Origin of the sequence: Angustibacter sp. McL0619, assembly GCF_049994355.1 — a bacterium.
In the GTDB taxonomy this organism is placed as follows: domain Bacteria; phylum Actinomycetota; class Actinomycetes; order Actinomycetales; family Angustibacteraceae; genus Angustibacter.
In genome coordinates this window covers 539,305-556,777 of record NZ_CP188257.1, presented here as the reverse complement: position 1 = coordinate 556,777, position 17,473 = coordinate 539,305, and the positions used below count along the sequence as shown (strand labels likewise).

The window sequence follows — 17,473 nt, the reverse complement described above, 5'->3', positions numbered from 1 at the left end:
GGGCGTGCCAGACGACCCTCACCTTCCCCTTCACTTCAGCCGCGACGAGGCCCTGCGGCGCGGCCTGAGCAAGCACCAGGTCACATCGCGGGTCAGATCCGGCGCGTGGACACTGCTGCACCGCGCGCGCTACACCGAGACCGCCCGGCTCACCGCGCTCGACCCCGCAGAGCAGCACGTCGTTCGGGCGGCCGCACTGCTGGCTGACGGTCCGACCGGCGCTGCCGTGAGCCACCTGAGCGCGGCCGCGGCGTTCGGCTGGCCGCTCCCCCTGTACGGCGCCGGTCCCCCGACGCTCACGCTCCCTTCCGGTGCGGGGCCAACCAGGCGCCGGCCGCGCGGCATCGTGCAGGTCGCGGGGCTGGCCGAGCGGGACGTCCAGCCCGTACGGCTGCACGTCGACGGAGAGCCGGTGCAGCTGCTCTGCACGGCGCCGCCACGGACGCTCGCAGACCTGCTGCGACACCTGCCAATAGCGGACTCGGTCGCGGTCGCCGATGCCGTGCTCCGCCGTGACGAGGTCAGCGCGGCCCAGCTCGCCCGGACGATCGCTCAGCAGGAAACGTGGCCCTATGCTGCTCGCGCCGCACTGGCTGCGAGCCGCATCGACCCCCGACGCGAGTCCTGGCTGGAGAGCTTCTCGTTCTGCGAGCTCGCCGCGCTCGGGCTGCCGATGGCCGAACCTCAGGTGACCATCCAGGATGCGTCGGGGCGTTTCGTCGCACGGGTCGACGGTTGGTGGGACGACGTGTGCGTGGCGCTGGAAGCTGACGGCCAGGGCAAGTACCTCGCCGATGCCCCCGGCGCCGAGGCTGCCACGGATCAGCGGGCCAGCGCCGAGCAGGTGGCCACGCACGTGCGCCAACAGCTGGTCGCCCAGAACGAGCGCGAGGCCTGCCTGCGGGAGCTGGGCGTGGTCGTCGTCCGCTGGAGCACCTACGAGATTGCGAGCCGCCCGGCTGCGGTGGCGGCGCGAGCGGCACGGGCCCGAGGGATGGGGAGCCGGTCACGATTCACCGGCCGCGCCATCCGGCACGGTGCCGTCCCGACCTTGCTCAACTCAGACCGGTGACTCGGCCGTTCGGAGCGGGTTGAGCTGTGCAAAGCGGGCGGGGGGGAGCAAGCGGGGGGTGGGGGGTCAGATGAAGCGCGCGATGAGGAAGTAGCTGACCGCGGCCACCAGCCCCGCACCGGGCATCGTCAGCACCCACGCCGTCACGATGTTGGTGGCCACCCCCCAGCGAACTGCCGAGAGCCGCTTGGTCGCGCCGACGCCCATGATGGCCGTCGTGATGACGTGCGTCGTCGAGATCGGCGCACCGAAGACCCGACCGGCGATCCACAGGATCGAGGCGGCGGTCGTCTCTGCGGCGAACCCGTGCGGCGGGTCGAGGTGGATGATCCGTCGACCCAGCGTGCGCATGATCCGCCAGCCGCCGGAGTACGTGCCGAGGCTGATCACCGTGGCCGACATCAGCAGCACCCAGGGCGGGATGCCGGTACCCGTCTGGTAGCCGCCGACGGTCAGCGCGAGGACGACGACCCCGGCGGTCTTGGAGGCGTCCTGCAGGCCGTGCCCGAATGCCATCGCGGCGGCCGAGACGGTCTGCGCCGAACGGAAGCCCCGCGCTGTCTTGCCCGGGTTGGACCGCCGGAACAGCCACAGGATGACCAGCATCAGCAGGTAGCCGCCGACGAGCCCGACGAACGGCGACAGGATCATCGGGATGACGACCTTGTCCCAGACGCCCGACCACAGCACCGTCGCCGAGCCGGCCAGCGCCGCACCCACCAGGCCGCCGATCAGCGCGTGCGAGGACGACGAGGGCAGGCCGAACCACCAGGTCAGCAGGTTCCAGCCGATGGCGCCGATCAGCGCCGCGGCGCAGATCGCCAGACCGGTCGAACCGGACGGCGGGTCGATGATCCCCTTGCCGACGGTGTCGGCGACCTTCTGGCCGGCGAACGCACCGACGAAGTTCGCCACCGCGGCCATCGCCAGGGCGACCCGAGGGGTCAGCGCGCGCGTCGAGATGGACGTCGCGATCGCGTTGGCCGAGTCATGGAACCCGTTGGTGTAGTTGAACACCATGGCAAGGGTGATCACCATGATGATCGGGAGCAGGTCCACGAGGGTCAGGACTCCTTGACCGCGATGCTCTCGACCGTGTGCGCGACCGTCTCGAACGCGTCGACGGCGTGCTCGAGGCCCTCGACGACGTCCTTCAGCTTCAGGATCGCGGTGGCCTTGAGGTCGCCGTCGAAGAGCTCAGCGAGCAGCCGGCGGTAGACCTGGTCGCCCTGGTTCTCCAGCCGGTTGATCTCGATCCAGTACTCCGCGAGGTCCTTCATCGAGCGCAGCCGCGGCATCGCCTCGGCGGTCAGCTCGGACATCCGCACCAGCACCTCGACCTGGCCCGCCACGCCGTCCGGCAGGTGGCCGATCTGGTACAGCACGATCCGGTCGACCGCGGACTCCATGTGGTCCATGCAGTCGTCCAGGTTCGAGGCCAGCGAGTAGATGTCCTCGCGGTCGAACGGCGTGATGAACGAGGAGTTCACCTTGCGCAGGATCTCGTGGGTGGACTCGTCAGCGGCGTGCTCGAGGTCCTTCATGTCCTTGCCCAGCTGGACCCGCGCCTCCGCGTCGGCGCCGAGCACCTCGGTGAGCAGGGCGCTGCCCTGCACCAGGTGGGCCGACTGCTGGGAGAACAGGTCATAGAAGCTGTTGTCCTGGGGGGTGAGGCTGAATCTCACGTTGCTGCTCCGGGCAGATCGGCTGGCGGGGGTGTGGGGGTCTCGCCCTACTGGTCCGCGTGGGCGGCTGGCCGCAAGCAGCGGCCAGGGATGATGGTAGGTGCTCGGGGAGGGTGCCTGTCACGTATCCGCCCATCAACCGAGCCGAACCCACCCGACACGCCGTACGCAGCGGCCCTGGTAGGCCATGATGTGGCCGACCACACACCGAGACGGGGGGACGCGTGGCTGCTGCCGCGATCGAGATCCAGGGCCTGCGCAAGACCTACCGGCGTCGCGGCCGGACGGCACAGGCGGCCCTGGACGGCCTGCACCTGACCGTGGAGTCAGGAGGCGTGCACGGCTTCCTGGGACCCAACGGGTCGGGCAAGACCACCACGATCCGCATCTTGCTCGGGCTCGCTCGGGCGGACGGCGGCAGCGCGCGCGTGTTCGGACGCGCGGTCCCGCGCGAGCTGCCGCTGGTCGTCGGCCACGTCGGCGCCCTGGTGGAGAACCCGCTGTTCCTGCCCGGGATGAGCGGACGCAGCCAGCTCGGACTGCTGGCCCAGTCGGTCGGCGTCCCGGCCACCAGGGTCGATCAGGTGCTGGAGCGGGTGGCGCTGCGCGAGCGCGCCGACGAGCGCGTCAAGGGCTACTCCCTCGGCATGCGGCAGCGCCTCGGCATCGCCGCCGCACTGCTCAAGGACCCACGGCTGCTGATCCTGGACGAGCCCAGCAACGGCCTGGACCCGGCCGGCATGAAGGAGATGCGCGACCTGGTCCGCCAGCTCGGCGCGGACGGTCACACCGTGTTCCTGTCCTCGCACCTGCTCGGAGAGGTGCAGCAGGTGTGCGACACGGTGGCGATCCTGTCCCGCGGGCGCTGCCTGGTGCACGGGCCGGTGCGTGACGTGCTCGCCGCGCACGCCACCGGCGCGGTGACCGTGGCGGTGGCCGACCCCGAGCGGGCCACCGCGGTGCTGCGTGAGGGCGGGTACGACGTCCATCCGGGTGCCGACGGCCGGCTGCAGGTGTCCGGGTCGGGCTCGCAGACAGCCGACCCAGCGCAGCTGAACCGGCTGCTCGGCGAGCGCGGTCTGTGGGCCAGCGAGATCACCCCGGTCACGGCCGACCTGGAGAGCGCGTTCCTGGAGATCACCCGAGGTCAGGGTCTCGGCGACGGGGAGGTGGCATGACCACCATGGCGGACGCCGGGCCCGACCCGCTGACCTCGCCGCGGCCGCGCGCCGCCACCGGGTCGGGACACCTGCTGCGGGCCGAGCTCGGCCGGCTGCGTCGTCGCCGGCTGGTCGGCGCACTGCTGGCCGTCGGCGCCCTCGCGCTGCTGGCATCCCTGACGGCGGTGTACTTCACGCACAGCCAGGACATCGCGAACGCCCGGGCGAAGGCGCAGGTCCAGGCGCAGCGCGACTTCGCCCAGCAGAAGGAGTTCCGCGACCAGTGCCTGGCCGACCCGAACATCTCGGACGACGACAAGACGGCCGGTGCCTGCGGGCCGAGCGAGCCCGACGCGTCCATCTACTTCTCGGACCCGCGGCTGCACGCCGACGATGGGCTGCCGATCATCTCGATCGCCGTCGCGGTGGCCGGGGCTCTGCTGATGGCCCTCGTCGGGGCGACCGCGGTGGGCGCCGACTGGGCCAGCCGGGCGATCGTCACGTTGATCACCTGGGAACCGCGACGGTTGCGGCTCTACGGCACCCGGCTGCTCGCCGTCGCGATCCTCGCCGCCGTGGTGGGGGTGGTGACGCAGGCGGTCGGGCTCGGGCTGGGCGCGTTGGCGGTCTCGCAGCGCGGCACCTGGGACCCCAGGGAGCCCTCGCAGTTCGGCGACCCGGCGCTGATCCACCAGGCGCACTTCTGGCGGGACCTGCTCTCGCTGCAGGGCCGCGGTGTGCTGCTCGTCGTCCTCACCGCGGTGCTGGCCGCCGCGGTGACCATGCTGGCCCGGCACACCGCCGCGTTGCTCGGTCTGATGTTCGCGTGGTTCGTGCTGGCCGAGAACGCGGTGCGGATCCTGTTCGGCGACCGCGGCTGGCCGCGCTGGCTGCTCAGCAACAACGTCATCGCGTTCCTCAAGCCGGGCGGTCTGGCGATGGTGGTCGGCACCGAGCGCCAGCCGGACGGTGGCGTCCTGCAGCGAACCGTCCTGGTGTCGAATCTGGACGCGCTGGCCTACCTCGGGATCCTCACCGCGGTGTTCGTGGTCCTGGCGGGGGCGCTGCTGCGTCGCCGCGACCTGTAGCGGTCAGTCGAGCCCGAGGGCGTGGTCGATCTCCGCCTGGCTCAGTGGGCCGTCATGCGAGGTGGCTGCCACGACGAGGTCGCCGACAAGGGTGATCTCGTCGTCCAGCGGAGCATCCCGCAGGGCGTCCTCTGTCTCGGTCATGGCTCCTCCCTGGGCCTTGGCCTGAATCCAATGTACGCACGAGTCCTGGGATTTCGCCGGACTTGACCAAGTCATTACGTTGCCCGGGCGCGCCGCACACACGAACGTCCGGAATGCCGTTCTAGGGCGTGGCGGACGTGGTCGACGGACTGGTTGTGGGCGTGGGGGTAGGAGCGGGGTTGACCTCGTCCTTGGGTACCAGGACGCGGTCGATGCTGACGGACGTCAGGCCCAGGCCGCCAACCGTGATCTCGTCGTAGGCGAGCAGTCGCCCGGCCTCCGGGCCGGACTTGGCGAAGTACAGCAACGTGGCCTCCAGCGGCACGGGGTTGCCCTCGCTGAGCCGGCGCAGCCCGTCGGCCGTCAGTCCGGCGCCGCCGGTGGAGCCCTCGACCATCGTCCGGGTGCCGCTGGTGTAGGTGACGTCGCGAGCGTGCATGTGGCCGGACAGGATCAGCGGGACCTTGCCACGCAGGGCATCCAGCCGGGTCGGGTCGTGCACCACGGCGATCTGCACGGGTTCGTCCGGGTGCTCGTTGTCGTAGCCGTCGACGACTGCGGCCAGCCGCTCCACCGAGGCCTGCACCTCAGCCTTGCCGAGGTCGTCCTTGGCGCCCTCGGCCGGCAGGTCGCGCGGGTCGGCCACCCCGGCGATCCGCAGCCCGATGATGCTGGTGACGGCGCCGTCCAGCACGATCGCGTTGCGCTGGCGGGCGACCGCGTCGGCGATGGCCTGGCTGTCGTGGTTGCCGCGGACGAACACGTAGGGCACCTTGAGCGCCCCGATCCGGTTGACGAAGCCCTCCTCGGCCGTCGACCCCCAGGTGCTGAGGTCGCCCGAGTCGACCACGAGCTCGACACCGAACTGGGTGACCAGCCGGTCCGCCAGGTCGAAGCCGATCGGGTTCAGGTGCAGGTCGCTGATGTGCAGGACGGTGGTCACGTCGCCGTTCAGCCCGGTGTCGGGTCGGGGCAGCTGCTGGCCGACGGCGTACAGCGTGGTCACCGACTGCACGAAGTCCGCCAGGCCCGAGCGGTAGGACTCCAGCCGCTCGGCCAGGGACGTCGTGCGGCGTTGGACGTACGGCGCGCTGCTGAGCAGTCCGGTGAACTTGGGCTCGGCCAGCTGGGCGCTGTCGAAGGACACCGCCGTCAGCCCGCCGAGCAGCAGCGTCGCGACGGCGACCACGGCCAGGCCCAGCCCCACCCCGTGCCAGCTGCGGGTGGCCAGACCGGTCAGCAGCGCGGCGCCGGCGAAGGCGAACAGCAGGGACACCGCCAACGACTGCGCGGCGGCCTTCTTGACGGTGTCCGGCGCGCTCGCGGTGAGCTTCTCGAGCTGGGCGGGCTGGTCGATCACCGCACGTGCCGCGTCGACGTCCACCGAACGGATCGAGGCCCGCACCTGCACCGGTGCCCAGTGGGTCGGGAACTGCACCGACCCGACCGGTGGCAGGTCCACGGTCGCCCCCGGGCTCAGGCTCGGCCGCACCTTGACGTCGACGGTGAGCGGGCCGACCTGAGCCTGCGCGGCGGGCGCGACAGCGGCCCCCATCAACGCACCGAAGATCGCCAGCAGGCCGATGCCGACCTGCCGGGCCAGGCGTCGACCCTGCGGTGAGGTGATCGGGCGAAGCTGCATGATCACCTCACTCTGTCGCGATCGTCGGGGCCACGCACCCACAGCTTCAGCTGAGGTCGGACGCCCGCCAGGCGCGGGCGGCGGCCTCGAGGTCCTCGGCGGTCTGCTGCAACGACGCCGCCCGCTTGGTCAGCGCCACGGACTCCTCGTGGTCGGCCAGGTCACCGGCCCGGACGGCGCGGCCGGCCGACACCACACGGCAGAACGCTGCGGCCCGCTCCAGCGCGACGTCCAGCTCGCCCTGGTACACCCCGGTCAGGACCGAGTCCGCGAGCGCCCGCACCTCGTCCGGCCCGGGTGGCTGCGCGACCCCGGCCACGACGTCCGACACCGGCGCCAGCTGTTGTCCGGCCCGGTAGTCGACGGCGGCGCCGACGCCGTCGCGGCGGACCCACTCGCGCACGACGTACAGCCGCCACAGCGCACCCGGCAGCGAGCGGGCCGGCCGTTCGGACCACAGGTCGGCGATGGTGTCCAGGCCGTGCTCGTCCACCAACCGCACCAGCCGGGCGGTCAGCTCGGGGTCGTCGGCGCGGCGTCCGGCCTCGACGATCGCCCAGGCGGTGGCGTGCGCGGCCTCGGCGACGGCGGCCGGGTCGGTGCCCGCCTCGAACGTCTCCAGGGCGCTCGGGCCGAACAGCGCCGGCCGGCGCGGGTGCGAGGACGATGGGCTCACCAGACCATCCTGCCACCCGACAAATCGTTCGTGGCGGACCCGTTCGGCGCAGGCTAGGCGTCCGATGGGCGGGGCACGACGTACGCTATCGGCCGTGACCGACACCACACCCGCGCCGTCCGGGCCCAGCCACCTCGTCGACGTCCTGCGGGCCACCGTCCAGCGTGAGCCCGGGCGCGTCGTCTTCGGGCGGCGCGAGGGCCCGGCCTGGCGGGACGTGACCGCCAAGGAGTTCCAGGACGACGTCGACGCGCTGGCCAAGGGCTTCATCGCCTCCGGTGTCGGGGTCGGCGACCGGGTCGGCATCATGTCCAAGACCCGCTACGAGTGGACGCTGTGCGACTTCGCGCTGTGGACGATCGCGGCGATCCCGGTGCCGATCTACGAGACCTCCTCGGTGGACCAGGTCGAGTGGATCCTGGGGGACGCGCAGGCGGTGGGCTGCGTGGTCGAGACCAAGGCGCACAGCTGGCGGCTGTCCGTGGTGCGCGACCGGGCGCCGGGCGTCAAGCACGTGTGGCAGATCGAGCCCGGGGACGGCACCCCAGGGCTGACCGAGCTGGTCAAGGCCGGTCACGAGATCTCGGACGACGAGCTGGCCACTCGCCAGCAGGCGCTGTCCCGCAACGTGATCGCGACGCTGATCTACACCTCCGGCACCACTGGGCGGCCCAAGGGGTGCATGCTGACCCACGGCAACTTCATCGACGAGTGCTCCAGCGCGCTGCGCACGCTGCCCGAGCTCTTCGAGCGCCCGGACGCCTCGACCCTGCTGTTCCTGCCGCTGGCCCACGTGTTCGGCCGGATGATCCAGGTGGCCGTGGTGATGAAGGGCGTCAAGCTCTCGCACAGCGACCCGGCCCGGCTGGTCAAGGACCTCGCGGTGGTCCAGCCGACGTTCGTGCTGTCCGTGCCGCAGGTGTTCGAGAAGGTCTACGAGACCGCGCGGCGCAAGGCGACCGCGGACGGGCGCGGAGCCATCTTCGAGAAGGCGGCGGCCACCGCAGTGGCGTACAGCGAGGCGTTCGAGACCGGCAAGCCGGGCGCGATGCTGGCGATACGGCACGCAGTCTTCGACAAGCTGGTCTACTCCAAGCTTCGGGCCGCCCTGGGCGGCAACGCGGACCTGGCCATCTCCGGCGGTGCCCCGCTGGGCCCGCGGCTCGCGCACTTCTACCGGGGCATCGGCGTCACGGTGCTCGAGGGCTACGGGCTGACCGAGACCACCGCCGCAGCGACTGTGAACACCGCGGACGCCCAGCGGATCGGCACCGTCGGCCGCGCGCTGGACGGCTTCGAGGTGCGGATCGGCTCGGACGGCGAGGTGCTGCTGCGAGGCGGTCACGTGTTCGGCGGGTACTGGCGCAACGAGGCGGCCACCGCGCAGGTGCTGGACGCCGAGGGCTGGTTCCATACCGGCGACCTGGGCAGCCTGGACGACGACGGGTACCTGACCATCACCGGCCGGCTCAAGGAGATCATCGTCACCGCGGGCGGCAAGAACGTCGCGCCGGCGGCGTTGGAGGACGTCGTCCGCGCGCACCCGGTGGTCGCCCAGGCCATGGTGGTCGGTGACCAGCGCAGCTTCGTCGCCGCGCTGGTCACGCTCGACCAGGAGTCGTTGGACCAGTGGATGGACGACCAGGGCCGGCCGCGAGCGCCGATCGCGGAGGTCACCCACGACGAGCAGGTCAGGGCCGCCGTCCAGACCTCCGTCGACGCGGCCAACGCCACCGTCTCCGGCGCGGAGCAGATCCGCCGCTTCGAGATCCTGCCGATCGAGTGGACCGAGGACTCCGGTCACCTGACGCCTACGCTGAAGCTGAAGCGCAACAAGGTGATGGAGGACTTCGCCCGCGAGGTCGAGTCGCTGTACGCCTCGCGCGTGTGAGGGGGCGCTGGTGATCCGGGTGGTGATGTACCTCGCAGAGCTCGGCCTGCTGGTCTACGCCCTGATCGACTGTGTCCAGACCGAGCGCGCACAGGTGCGCAACCTGCCGAAGCTCGTCTGGATCGCGCTCATCGTGCTGCTGCCGATCGTGGGCAGCATCTCCTGGCTGCTCGCCGGCCGGCCGCTGCGCGAGGGCGGGGCACCACCGAGCCAGCGTCCGTGGTCCACCGGCGGGCCGGCGCCGCGACCCGGCGGCGGCGCCCCGCGCGGGCCGGACGACGACCCGGACTTCCTGCGGCACCTGAACCCGCCCCCGCCGCGCGACTCCGGCGACGACCCGGCCGGCGACGACCCGCGGCGCTGACGTAGCGTTCCTGGGGTGAGCGCGCCGCCCCTGCCCAGGTGGCGCCGCCTGGTGGTCGACACCGCACCGCTCCGGCACCCCGCCTACCGCAGGCTGTGGCTGTCCACGGTCGTGACCACGGTCGGCGCCCAGCTGACCGCTGTCGCGGTCCCGAAGCAGATCTTCGACGACACCGGCTCCTCGGCGTACGTCGGGCTCAGCGGCCTGGTCGCGCTGGTGCCGCTGGCGTTCTTCGCGTTGTGGGGCGGCAGCATCGCCGACGCGGTGGACCGCCGCAAGATGCTGCTGGTCACCAACACCGGCATAGCCGCGACGTCGTTCGCGCTGTTCGCACAGGCCGCGACCGGGAACCGCGAGGTGTGGATCGTTCTCGTGCTGCTCGGACTGCAGCAGGCGTTCTTCGGGCTGAACAGCCCAGCCCGCGGTGCGGCGATCCCGCGGCTGGTGCCCGCCGAGGAGGTGGCCGCGGCGAACGCGCTGAGCGCCACCGTGTTCGGGCTGGGCGCCGTGATGGGTCCGCTGCTGGCTGGGGCGCTGATCCCGCTGGTCGGCATCTCGTGGCTGTACCTGGTCGACAGCGTGGCACTGCTGGTCACCCTGTACGCGGTGTTCCGGCTGCCGGCCATGCCGCCGACCGCCAGGGAGGACGGCGCGCGCGCCAGTACCGGCCTGCGGTCGGTCACCGAGGGCCTGCGGTACATCTCGATGCACGCGGTGCTGCTGGTCTCGTTCCTGGCCGACATCATCGCCATGGTGCTGGGCATGCCGCGGGCGCTGTTCCCCGAGCTGGCCGAGCGCACCTACGGCGGTGGCATCGCGCTGGGCGTGCTGTACGCCGCGATCCCGGCGGGTGCGTTCGCCGCGGGGCTGTTCTCCGGTGCCTTCACCCGGCTGCGTCGGCACGGTGCGGCGACGGCTATCGCGGTGATGGCCTGGGGTGCGGCGATCGCTGCGTTCGGGCTGACCCAGCAGCTGTGGGTCGCCGCGTTGTTCCTGGCCCTGGCCGGGGGCGCCGACCTGGTGAGCATGGTGTTCCGCGGTGCCATCCTGCAGACCGCTGCGACGGACGAGATGCGCGGTCGGATGCAGGGGGTGTTCTTCCTGGTGGTGGCCGGTGGCCCACGGCTGGCCGACCTGCTGCACGGGACGCTGGGCGACCTCATCGGTCCGGCCCGTACGGTGGTCGCCGGCGGCCTGCTGGTGATCGCCTGCATGGTGCTGGTGGTGCTGCGGTTCCCGGTGTTCTGGCGCTACCGGCTGGCCTGATCCCCTTGGGCCGCAAGGTCGGCGAGCCGGGTCAGTGACCGCTCGGCGTAGTCGCGCTGGTCGTCCAGCCGGTGCGCCTCCTGCTCGGGGATGGTCACGTCGAGGCCGACCATGGTGCGGTCGCCGTCCAGCTCCTCGAGCTGCCAGACGAGCTCGAGCAACGAGACCAGGCACGAGATGGTGACCCGGCGGTCGCCCTGGTGGGCCTGCAGCTTCTGCGGCATCGGGAAGTCCGGGTAGCCGGTGATCCAGTACGTGAAGTCCCCGGCCTGCTCGCCGGGCTCAACGGACTCCATGCCGTACCACCACTCGGGGAACCGCGACGGGTCGTAGAGCAGCTTCCAGACCTCCTCCAGCGGTGCGTCCACTGCAGTGGACAGGGTGAACGCCGGCATCACGGCACCTCCGCGGTCCTGGCTTCGGTCGCGGCGTCCAGGTCGAGGAGGCCGGACAGCTCGGCGAGCTCGGACCGCACCCGGGCCAGCTCCCACTCCGGGTCGACCAGCCCGACCACCGGTGGCCGACCGAGGTCGACGAGCGCGCCGAAGAAGGCTTCCGAGACGTCGGGGTCGTTGCGGTTCAGGCGCTCCCAGCCCGCGGCCGACTCCTCGAGCCGTCGCCTGGCCAGGTCCCGGTCACCGCGCGCCTTCGCGACCAGCCCCTGCACCCGGGCCAGCCGAGGCACCAGGGAGAACGGCTGGTCGGCGCGACCGGTGGGCTCGGTCAGTGCGGCGCGAAGCTCGCTGACCGCCTCGTCCGGCCGGCCGTCGCGGGCCAGCGCCTCGGCACGGGCCATCCGGGCGGCCGGGCGGCTGATCTCGGCGCCGGCGTCCAGCGCCTGGCCGATCAGCCGGGCGGCGGCCGCATACCGCCCGCCGGCCAGTGCCACCAGGCCCTCGTCGTGCCAGCTCATCGCGCGGTAGGCGTCGACGTCCAGGCGGTCGACCCGCTCCCGCAGCAGCTGCACCGTGCGCGCCGCCTCGTCGTGGCGGCCCATCCGGGCCAACAGGTGGGCCTTGCCGGCCAGGCACGGGATGAGCAGCACCGGTTGGGTCGAGGTCGCCTCGACGGCCCGCTCGATGAGGTCCAGCGCACCGGGCAGATCGCCGGAGCAGGCGGCGGCGCAGGAAGCGTTCCCCCACAGCGCCCACGCCCGGCCGGGCAGCCGAGCCACCATCGCCAGCGGACCGGCCCGCCGGGCGACGTCCGCCGACTCGGCGAAGCGGCCCTGCCGGACCAGGCCGAGCAGCCGGATCTCCTCGATGTCGGTGAGCGTCAGCGGGTCCCGCTCGAGGCCTGCCCCCGAGACGTCGACGCCGGCCCCCGCGAGCAGCGCCGGCACCTGGCTCGGGTCGCCGGCCACCGCCTGCCCCCAGGCCAGGCCGATCAGCATCTCCTTACGCACCAACGGGTCGCTCTCGTCGTCGAGCAGCTCGCCGGCCCGCTGGTAGGCGGCGAAGGAGGCTTGCGGGTCGCAGGCGACGGAGCGCTTGAGCCGTCCCCGCGCGCACCAGGCCGCAGGCAGCTCGGCGGGCGGCAGCAGCCGCAACGCCTGGGCCCAGGCCTCGTCCACCAGCTCGGGCCGGGCGGCCCAGCACCACACCTCCTGCAGGTCCAGCCACCAGCGGCCGTTGCCGGGGTCCAGCTCGGTGGCTCGCCGCAGGAACGTCGCCGCCTCGTCCAGCGCACCGACCTCACGCGCGGCCACCCCGGCGGCCGCCCACTGCGCGGCGGCCTGCTCGCCGCGACCGGCCAGCTCGAGGTGCCGAGCCACACCGGCGTGGTCGTCGGGGTCGATCGCCGCCGCCAGCCGCTCGTGCAGGGTCTCGCCGGCCGTGGCGTCGACCTCGGCGGCCTCAGCCAGCAACGTGTGCCGGTAGCCGAGCCGCCCCTGCCGCCAGGCGAGCAGCCCGAGCTCAAGCCCGGCGGCCTCCCCGATGGGGAGGTCGCTCACCCCGAGGCGCTCGATCTCCTTGCGGGACAACGCCCGACCCGAGGCGGCCAGCAGGCTGGCCAGCTCCTTGCCGGACGGCGGCAGGGCACCCGTCATCGCGCGCACGGCGGTGCGCAGGTTGGGCGGCGGCCCGCTGCTGCCGGCGGAGAGCGCGCGCGCCGACTCCACCGCGAGCAGCGGGTTGCCCTCTGCCGCAGCGACCACGCGCCGCGCGTCGTCGTCGCCGAGGGACCCGACCGCGCGAGCCATCGCGGCGACGTCCCGGTCCGGCACCGGACCGAGCTCCAGCTCGGTCACCGGGACGGCGCGCCCGCTCAGGTCAGCGAGCAGCGCGTCGAGCTCGGGTCGGGCCGGCCGGTCGCGGCGGGTGAGCAGCAGCAGCACCGGCAGCCGGGCGATCCGGCGTCCGACATGGGTGGTCAGGCTCAGGCTGGCCAGGTCCGCGCGGTGCGCGTCGTCCAGGGCGATCAGCAGCGGACGTCGGGCGCACGACCACTCGACCAGCCGCAGCACCGCCTCGAAGATCCGCAGCCGCTCGATCTCGGGAGCGGCCAGCGCCGCGGGCGGTTCACGGTGACCCAGCCGGCCGCCGAGCTCGCGGGACAGCCGGTTCAGGTCGGCCGGCCAGGACGCCGTGGCCGGCGGTGCGTCGACCACGCCGACCAGCGACCTGGCCAGCTCCAGCCAGGCCGCGAACGGGGTCTGGCCGCCGACGTCGCTGCCCGCGCACAGGGCGACCGCAGCGCCCTTCGCGCCGACCCGCCGGGCCAGCTCGGCGACCACGCTCGACTTGCCGATCCCGGCCTCGCCGCCGAGCACCAGCACCTGGCCGCGGCCGTCGGCGGCGGCCGACCAGACCGCGGACGCCGCAGCGAGCTCGCCGGCGCGGCCGAACAGGGTCGGGGTCGGCGACGTGTGCGACGCTGCGGCGACCTGTGACTGGACGGCCCTGGTGGCCGGTGACGGCAGCACGCCCAGCTCGCGGCGCAGGCGGTCACTGAACTCGCGGCCGGCCAGCACGGCGGCGGGCCGCTCCCCCGCCAGGTCCAGCAGCCGTAGCAGGTCGCGGTGCGCGCTCTCGTCCAGGGGCGCCAGCGCGCACCGCTGCCGGGCCCAGCGCAGCGCCTGCGACCAGTCCTCGAGCTCCTCCGCCGCAGCCATCCGGCGCTGCGCCAGCGCCAGGACGGCGTCGCGGTGCTCCTCGCGCGCGACCCGGGCCCACTCGTCGTCCACGCCGGGAAGCAGGTCACCGGACGGTGGATCGCCGTCCTCGTCGAGGGTCGCAGCGGCGTCCAGCCAGAGGTCCTGCGGGCGCAGCCCGATGGTGGTGCGCGAGCCGACCAGGACGTCGTCCGTCCAGGGTCCCCAGGACTTGCGCAGCGACCACACCGCAGTGCGTAGGCTGGCCCGGGCACTGGCCTCCGGGACGTCCGGCCACAGCTGGGCCGCGACCTGAGAGCGGGGGTGCGCGCCGGGGTGCAGCGCGAGCCAGCCGAGCAGGGCCCGCGCGCGTTCGCTCGTCGGCAGCTCCAGTGCCTGACCGTCCAGCTCGACACCGACGCGGCCGCACAGCCACACCCGCAGCATGCCGTCAGGGTAGACCCGCGTGGCAGGCCCGTCAGGGGTCGGCGAGGAGCGTTGACGATGCGCTGACGATGGCTCGACGCAGCGCTCGGCACCGTGGTCTCACCGACTCAGGAGGTGGACCGCATGACCAGCACGATCGACGCCACGCAGTTCGACCCGTCAACCGTCGACGAGGCCAAGATGGACGAGCTCGCCGGCCGCATCATCACCGACGTGGGCGGCGCCGCGAGCGCCGGGCTCGTCGTCCTCGGCGACCGGCTCGGCCTGTACGCCGCGCTGGCCCGAGGTCCGGCCACGGCCGACGAGCTCGCCGAACGCACCGGCACGGCCGCGCTGTACGTCGCACCGTGGCTGGGGAACCAGGCGGCCGGCGGCTACGTCGAGTACGACGCGGAGACCGGGCGGTTCTGGATGACGCCCGAGCAGACGATGGCGTTCGTCGTCGAGGACGGGCCGGCGTTCTTCCCCGGCGCCTTCCAGCTGGTGATGGCGCTGCTGCGCGACACACCCTCGTTCGAGGAGCGCTTCCGCACCGGCGAGGGCTTCGGCTGGCACGAGCACGACGTCGACCTGTTCGAGGGCACGGCCCGGTTCTTCCGCCCCGGCTACGTGGCGAACCTGGTGGACTCGTGGCTGCCCGCGCTGGACGGCGTCGTGGACAAGCTGCGGGCCGGTGCCGACGTCGCCGACTGGGGCTGCGGTCACGGAGTCTCCACGATCCTGATGGCGCAGTCGTTCGAGCGGTCCCGCTTCATCGGCAGCGACTACCACGAGGCCTCGATCGTGGCCGCCCGGCGCAAGGCCGAGCAGGCCGGGGTCGGCGACCGGGTGCGGTTCGAGGTGGCCGACGCCAGCGCCGCACCCGAGCAGGACTTCGACCTGATCACGATGTTCGACTGCCTGCACGACATGGGCGACCCGGACTCCGCGGCCACGGCGGCCCGTCAGGCGCTCAGGCCGGGCGGGACGCTGATGGTCGTCGAGCCGGCCGCAGGCGACCGGGTGCAGGACAACCTCAACCCGGTCGGCCGGGTCTACTACGCCGGGTCGACGCTGATCTGCACCCCGGCCTCACTGTCCCAGCCCGGCGCCCGCGCGCTCGGCGCCCAGGCCGGCCCGGCCGTGCTGACCGCGCTGCTGCGCGAGGCCGGCTTCGGCTCGGTGCGGGTCGCCGTGCAGACGCCGGTGAACCTGGTCATCGAGGCCAGGCCCTGAAACCCCTGCACGACCACCAACTCAACATCGACAGACACGTTGCGAGACAAAGGAGACACGATCATGAGCACCATCACCGGAACCACGCCCGACGTCAGCACCCTGGTCAACGGGATCGAGCAGCGCGACAGCGCCGCGGTTGCCGCCTGGTATACCGACGACGCGACCTTCACCTCGGTGGACCGCGACCACCCGCCGTCGGACCCGCAGGTGCTGCGCGGGGCGGCGGCCATCACCGAGCAGCTCACCGAGGTGTGCGCGCGGGACATGACCCACGAGGTGCGAGACCTCGTGGTCACCTCGGACGCACTGGCGTTCACCGAGTACTGCACCTACCCGGACGGCACGAAGGTGCTGTGCGCCACCATCGCCAGCCTGCGTGACGGCAAGATCTCGCGGCAGATCGCCCTGCAGGCCTGGGACGGGTGACCGCAAGCCCGATCGGCGAAGTTGCCAGAACCATTGATTCGCAACACTTGTCCGGCTTTGGTGGACACGTTCCGCAGTCATTCGTAGCGATGCGTACCGGTTGGGCAAGAAGTCTTCTCATGTCCAAGATCGCCTGGCAACCTCGGTGAGGACCGGAAGCCGACCCGGCTCCCGGTCCTCACTTTGTCCAAGGTTCTGGGGAGACTCCATGGCAAGGCGCACACTCCTGATCGGCACCACCGTCGCGGCCTCGGCTGCCCTCTTCGTGTTCACGCCCGGCGCCGCCTCCGCTGCGCCGCACCAACCCTCGGTCACCGTGCTGACGAACGACGTGTCTGCTCCGTTCCAGCTGGACTACCGCGGCGGCCTGTACGTCGCCGACGGTGGCACCGGCGCAGTGTCCAAGCTCGATGGCGGAGCGCTGTCACCGGTAGCCCATGCACCCGACGGGTTCGAGACCAGTGGTGTCGCGGTCGGGCCGGACGGCGGCATCGCCTACACGACGGCGAACGAGGACCACTCCAGCACGTCCCTGACGATCGAGCGCAACGGGCGGACGACGATCGCCGACCTGTCCCGCTTCGAGGCCAAGAAGAACCCCGACCAGCACGTCACCTACGGCGTGGACCACCCGAGTCGTTGCGTCAAGCGGGCATTCGCGCCGCTCGGTGGGGCGACCATGAAGGGCGCGGTCGACTCCCACCCGTACGCGGTCGACAGCCTCGGCCACGGCGACTGGGCGGTCGCGGACGCCGGCGGAAACGACGTGGTGCGGGTGGACGGCGGCACCGGCAAGGTCTCGCTGATCGCAGTGCTCCCCCGGCAGCCGCTGAAGGTCACCGCCCAGCAGGCCGCCGACCTCGGGCTGACCAAGTGCGTCGTGGGCGTCACCTACAACTTCGAGGCGGTGCCGACCGACGTCGAGCTAGGCCCGGACGGGCTGCTCTACGTGACCACGTTGCCAGGCGGCCCGGAGGGTCCCGTGCTCGGTGCGCGCGGCAGCGTCTACACCGTGAACCCGTCGACCGGGCGGGTGCACCGGCTGGCGACCGGGTTCCTGGGTGCCACCAACCTGACCGTGGACTCGCACGGCAAGGTCTACGTGGCCGAGCTGTTCGCGGGGCAGATCTCCACGATTTCGCACGGTGTCGCGAAGCCGTACGTCGCGCTGCGGAACGCGCTCGCGGTGCAAATGGGCGGCGGGAAGTTGTACGCGTCCACCATCGCGCCGACGGACGAGATGGGGAACCCGACCGGCGAGCCCGGGTCGATCGTGCGGATCGGCTCCTGACCGGACCCT

Annotated in this window: 16 protein-coding genes; 9 read left to right on the top strand and 7 right to left on the bottom strand. The window is 72.4% G+C overall.

The genetic code is table 11. The annotated features are described in order from the left end of the window. Positions 1-4 precede the first annotated feature (4 nt). On the top strand, positions 5-1,072 hold the full coding sequence (locus tag ACPPVT_RS02635) for a hypothetical protein (RefSeq protein WP_426565189.1): 1,068 nt from the start codon (positions 5-7) through the stop codon (positions 1,070-1,072). A gap of 66 nt (positions 1,073-1,138) precedes the next feature. Here ACPPVT_RS02635 and ACPPVT_RS02630 read toward each other — a convergent pair whose 3' ends face one another. Then, the gene (locus ACPPVT_RS02630) at positions 1,139-2,131 is read right to left on the bottom strand and encodes an anion permease (protein WP_426565188.1); all 993 of its coding nucleotides are present in this window, start codon (positions 2,129-2,131) and stop codon (positions 1,139-1,141) included. A gap of 5 nt (positions 2,132-2,136) precedes the next feature. After that, positions 2,137-2,757 carry a DUF47 domain-containing protein gene (locus ACPPVT_RS02625; protein WP_426565186.1) on the bottom strand — a complete coding sequence of 207 codons (621 nt, stop codon included), beginning with the start codon at positions 2,755-2,757 and terminating at the stop codon, positions 2,137-2,139. 224 nt (positions 2,758-2,981) lie between these two features. Here ACPPVT_RS02625 and ACPPVT_RS02620 point away from each other — a divergent pair, with 224 nt between their 5' ends. Next, entirely contained in the window at positions 2,982-3,935 is a 954-nt protein-coding gene (locus ACPPVT_RS02620; protein ID WP_426565184.1) for an ABC transporter ATP-binding protein, read from the top strand. Continuing rightward, positions 3,932-5,005 (top strand): hypothetical protein, encoded by a 1,074-nt coding sequence (locus ACPPVT_RS02615; RefSeq protein WP_426565182.1) that lies wholly within the window; start codon positions 3,932-3,934, stop codon positions 5,003-5,005. Before ACPPVT_RS02620 ends, ACPPVT_RS02615 begins: the two co-directional genes overlap by 4 nt. A gap of 3 nt (positions 5,006-5,008) precedes the next feature. Here ACPPVT_RS02615 and ACPPVT_RS02610 read toward each other — a convergent pair whose 3' ends face one another. From ACPPVT_RS02610 to ACPPVT_RS02600, 3 genes are all read right to left on the bottom strand, one after another. Beyond that, entirely contained in the window at positions 5,009-5,149 is a 141-nt protein-coding gene (locus ACPPVT_RS02610) for a hypothetical protein (RefSeq protein WP_426565180.1), read from the bottom strand. 121 nt (positions 5,150-5,270) lie between these two features. Beyond that, a complete protein-coding gene (locus ACPPVT_RS02605; RefSeq protein WP_426565178.1) occupies positions 5,271-6,791 on the bottom strand; it encodes a metallophosphoesterase family protein in 1,521 nt (506 codons plus the stop codon). Positions 6,792-6,837: 46 nt separating this feature from the next. After that, positions 6,838-7,467 (bottom strand): hypothetical protein, encoded by a 630-nt coding sequence (locus tag ACPPVT_RS02600; protein ID WP_426565176.1) that lies wholly within the window; start codon positions 7,465-7,467, stop codon positions 6,838-6,840. A 94-nt stretch (positions 7,468-7,561) separates the two neighbouring features. Here ACPPVT_RS02600 and ACPPVT_RS02595 point away from each other — a divergent pair, with 94 nt between their 5' ends. Genes ACPPVT_RS02595 through ACPPVT_RS02585 form a run of 3 tightly spaced genes read left to right on the top strand, consistent with a single transcriptional unit; the run spans position 7,562 to position 10,988 of the window. Beyond that, positions 7,562-9,358, top strand: coding sequence for an AMP-dependent synthetase/ligase (locus tag ACPPVT_RS02595; RefSeq protein ID WP_426565174.1), 1,797 nt, complete (start codon positions 7,562-7,564; stop codon positions 9,356-9,358). A 10-nt stretch (positions 9,359-9,368) separates the two neighbouring features. Beyond that, positions 9,369-9,722, top strand: a complete 354-nt coding sequence (locus tag ACPPVT_RS02590) for a PLD nuclease N-terminal domain-containing protein (RefSeq protein WP_426565172.1) — start codon at positions 9,369-9,371, stop codon at positions 9,720-9,722. A 15-nt stretch (positions 9,723-9,737) separates the two neighbouring features. Continuing rightward, positions 9,738-10,988, top strand: coding sequence for an MFS transporter (locus ACPPVT_RS02585; RefSeq protein ID WP_426565170.1), 1,251 nt, complete (start codon positions 9,738-9,740; stop codon positions 10,986-10,988). On the opposite strand, the gene ACPPVT_RS02580 is transcribed toward ACPPVT_RS02585, so the two are convergent. Together ACPPVT_RS02580 and ACPPVT_RS02575 are read right to left on the bottom strand one after the other, a co-directional pair. Then, positions 10,973-11,383 (bottom strand): SRPBCC family protein, encoded by a 411-nt coding sequence (locus ACPPVT_RS02580; protein WP_426565168.1) that lies wholly within the window; start codon positions 11,381-11,383, stop codon positions 10,973-10,975. The two genes, ACPPVT_RS02585 and ACPPVT_RS02580, sit on opposite strands and share 16 nt — an antisense overlap. Next, a complete protein-coding gene (locus tag ACPPVT_RS02575; protein WP_426565166.1) occupies positions 11,383-14,529 on the bottom strand; it encodes an ATP-binding protein in 3,147 nt (1,048 codons plus the stop codon). Before ACPPVT_RS02575 ends, ACPPVT_RS02580 begins: the two co-directional genes overlap by 1 nt. A gap of 123 nt (positions 14,530-14,652) precedes the next feature. On the opposite strand from ACPPVT_RS02575, the gene ACPPVT_RS02570 reads away from it, so the two are divergent. The 3 genes from ACPPVT_RS02570 to ACPPVT_RS02560 all read left to right on the top strand — a co-directional run bounded on the left by ACPPVT_RS02570 (position 14,653) and on the right by ACPPVT_RS02560 (position 17,464). Next, entirely contained in the window at positions 14,653-15,744 is a 1,092-nt protein-coding gene (locus ACPPVT_RS02570) for a class I SAM-dependent methyltransferase (protein WP_426565164.1), read from the top strand. A 63-nt stretch (positions 15,745-15,807) separates the two neighbouring features. After that, positions 15,808-16,173: a nuclear transport factor 2 family protein gene (locus ACPPVT_RS02565; protein ID WP_426565162.1), complete on the top strand. Its 366-nt coding sequence runs from the start codon at positions 15,808-15,810 to the stop codon at positions 16,171-16,173. A 208-nt stretch (positions 16,174-16,381) separates the two neighbouring features. Further along, entirely contained in the window at positions 16,382-17,464 is a 1,083-nt protein-coding gene (locus tag ACPPVT_RS02560; protein ID WP_426565160.1) for a ScyD/ScyE family protein, read from the top strand. The last annotated feature ends 9 nt before the right edge of the window (positions 17,465-17,473 follow it).